The organism is Methanobrevibacter sp., assembly GCF_045577275.1.
In the GTDB taxonomy this organism is placed as follows: domain Archaea; phylum Methanobacteriota; class Methanobacteria; order Methanobacteriales; family Methanobacteriaceae; genus Methanobrevibacter.
Genome location: NZ_JAZNIB010000004.1, coordinates 1 through 3,211, shown reverse-complemented (window position 1 = coordinate 3,211; position 3,211 = coordinate 1). Strand labels below are relative to the sequence as shown.

The 3,211-nt window shown below is 31.7% G+C and carries 1 protein-coding gene; it reads left to right on the top strand.

Translation table 11 applies throughout. The features are described 5' to 3' along the window. Positions 1-333 precede the first annotated feature (333 nt). Positions 334-2,988: a transglutaminase domain-containing protein gene (locus ACKI67_RS00035; protein ID WP_407461335.1), complete on the top strand. Its 2,655-nt coding sequence runs from the start codon at positions 334-336 to the stop codon at positions 2,986-2,988. Positions 2,989-3,211: the final 223 nt, after the last annotated feature.

Genomic DNA, 3,211 nt, shown 5'->3' with positions numbered 1-3,211 from the left:
ATTGCTCTTAAATTGATTTTATTTTTATCTATACCCTATGTAAAATGCTTGGTTTAAGAAATTTTTTAGAGAAATATTTATATAATACTTAAATGAAATTATTAATTAATCTAATTTGAACTTTTTGTTTTTAAAGCAAAATTTTCAAGTTAAGAAATATTCAGGGTGGTTTGCAGTATTATTAAAATGGAGTTAATAATACTCGGTTGTTTGATATCTAAAAGAATGTTATGATTTTTAGATTTTTTATAAAAAATTTTATAAAATGATTAAACGATTAAAATTATAATTTATAAGAATATAATTTTGGATCATTCTGGAATGTGAGGTGAAATGATTTCAATTAAGAATCTCACATTGCTTTTAGCAGTTTTGCTTATGGGATTTTGTTTAGTCTCTTCAGCAGCTGCTATGGATATTGATGATTCGGATTCATTATCTGCATCCGATGATATATCTGCCTCCAGTGTTTCTAGCGCTGATGAAAATCTTGCTAGTGATTCCAGCTCAAATGAATTGGGGTCTTTAAATGCTGGTGCAAGTAATGTAAATTCGGAAAATGAAGTTTTAAGTACTGATTATACTGTAGAAGATTCTGATTTGGAATATGACTCAAATGATAAGAACTCAAAAAATGTTTTAGGTGCTTCTGATGAAGGATCATCAACTTTACAAGCTAGTTCAAAAACTAAAACAAACATCAAAGCAAGCAGTAGCTCCATTTATAGGGGAGAATCATTTTCTGTTACTTTAAAAGATGCTAAGGGTAAGGCTTTATCCAATCAAAAAGTTAATTTCAAGATTAGTGGAAAGACCTATGCTAGAACTACAAATTCAAACGGTCTTGCTTCATTAACCATTAACTTAAAGGGAAGCAAATATCCTATAACTTGTACTTTTGATGGCGCATCCGCTTACAGTGCATCAAGTCTTTCATTGACATTATCTGTAAATGCAAAACCTACAAGCATCACTTCCAATGGAAACAGTGTCATTAAAGGAAATGCATTTTCAGTTACTTTAAAAGACAGCAGCGGCAAAGCATTAGCTGACCAAAAGGTCAATATCAAAATCAGCGGCAAGACTTATGCCAGAACTACAAATTCCAAAGGTATTGCATCTTTGACAATTAACTTGGCTGCAAACAAATATCCTGTGGTCTGTTCATTTGCTGGTTCAAATAATTATAAGTCTTCAAGCTTATCTGCAACAATAACCGTTAAGAAGAATCCTAACGGTTTTTCAATTAAGGAAATTGAAACTGCCGCTACAAATGTAAAGGCATATGTTACTAAAAACAAGAAATTGCCTAACACTGTAACTGTCGGATCTAAAACTCTTAAGATTTCAGAGTTTTCTTATCTTGCTTCAAAACTTGTATCCAATTTGAATTCAAATAACAAAAAGGATATAATTCTTTTAAGCGGTATTTCAAATGGCGGTTCTTCTGCACATTCATTAAAATCTACTGTTTATAAGGCTCAATATGTTGATTTGGCAAAAGGAGTTGCTTCTACCATTGAATCTAAGAAAGTGCCTCCAACCAATGTTGCAGTTAAAGACAGCTCTAAAAAGACAGTAGGCAATGCAAATTTCGATTTATACACTTTTGCATTATCAAAGATTTTAGATTTCCACAAATCTAAAAACTATTTGCCTAATTACTGTACTTTTGAAAGCAGTGCAATTGCAAGCACATATTCACAAAAGACTACAACAATCAAAGCTGCTTCAACCACTATTACAAGAGGAGATCCTTATAAAATTACATTAGTTGATGAAAATGGAAAAGCATTAGCAAATCAAAAGATTACCATAACAATATCTGGTAAATCTTACAGCAAAACCACTGATTCCAAGGGAGTTGCTTCCTTAACCATTAATTTGGTTTCTGGAAAATACTCTGTGGTTACTTCATTTGGTGGTTCTTCAAATTACAAGTCATCAAAATTGACTAAAACAGTCACTGTAAAAAACAGTACCAGTAGATTTTTCTTAAATGATATAGAAGCAGCGGCTAGTAATGTTGAGAGTTATGTAAACTCTAAAGCTGTATTGCCTAATACTGTTACAGTAGCTGGTAACAAGTTAAGTGTTTCTCAATTCTCATATCTGATGTCCAAAGCTATTTATAATATTAATGCAGGTAGCAGTAAGTATATTACTCTTCCAAGTAGCATGTCAAAGTGCAACTCATCAGAAAGCACAATCAATGCTAAAGTCTATAAGGCTCAATATCTTGACTTGGCAAAAAGAGTAATGTCTTTTGAGGAAGCTAATAAGACTCCTCCGGTTTACGCTAAGGTTTATAATGGTTCTGGTGCTTCATTAGGTAATGCAAGATTTGATGTATACACTTATGCATTTGCAAAGATTTTGGATTTCTACAAATCTAAAAACTATTTGCCGTCCTATTGTACATTCCAAAGTTCTGTATTCAGCGATTCTGTAGTTCCTTCAGGAGTTTCTGATAAGATAAACTATAGCTCTGCTCAGTTCAAGAACGGTCTGAACGAGAAAAATACTGAAACAGATCTTGCCAAATATTTGGTTGGAACTGGTCAATCAGCAATTACAAGTTCAATTAAGGATTTGGCAAATAAATTAACCAAAGGATTGAAGACAACTGATGCAAAAGCTCTTGCAATATATAACTATGTAAGGGATGAGATTGATTACAGTTATTATGCAAACTCCAAACATGGAGCGGCAGGTACATTAAGTGCAGGTTCCGGTAACTGTGTGGATCAAGCAAGTTTAGTGGTGGCTTTGTGTAGGGCTGCTGGTATTCATGCAAGATACTCTCATGCAAAAGGTTGTACTTTCTCAAGTGGATTGGTAACCGGACACGTATGGGCACAAATTCTCGTTGATGGTGTTTGGTATTCTGCAGATGCAACAAGCTCAAGAAACCAATTAGGTAATATCAAGAATTGGAATACTAATTCATATAGTAATCTAAACAAATATGCAGCTATTCCATTCTAGTTAAAGCATAAAGTATTTAAAATGGATATAAGGGGATTTTCCTCTTATCAATCTTTATTTTTTTATAATTTTTTATTCTATCTTTTTTATATTTTTATTAGTTTTTTAACTTTTTTTATTAGTTTTTTTTAACTTTTTTTTAAATTTTTTAAAATTTTCTTAATTTCCAAATACTAAATTTTCATAACTTTTTTTCATATTTATCCTAATAATTTTTTATAAT

Bases quoted from the DNA above. Each gene is read 5' to 3' on its own strand.
- ACKI67_RS00035 (WP_407461335.1), top strand. From the start codon at position 334: ATGATTTCAATTAAGAATCTCACATTGCTTTTAGCAGTTTTGCTTATG.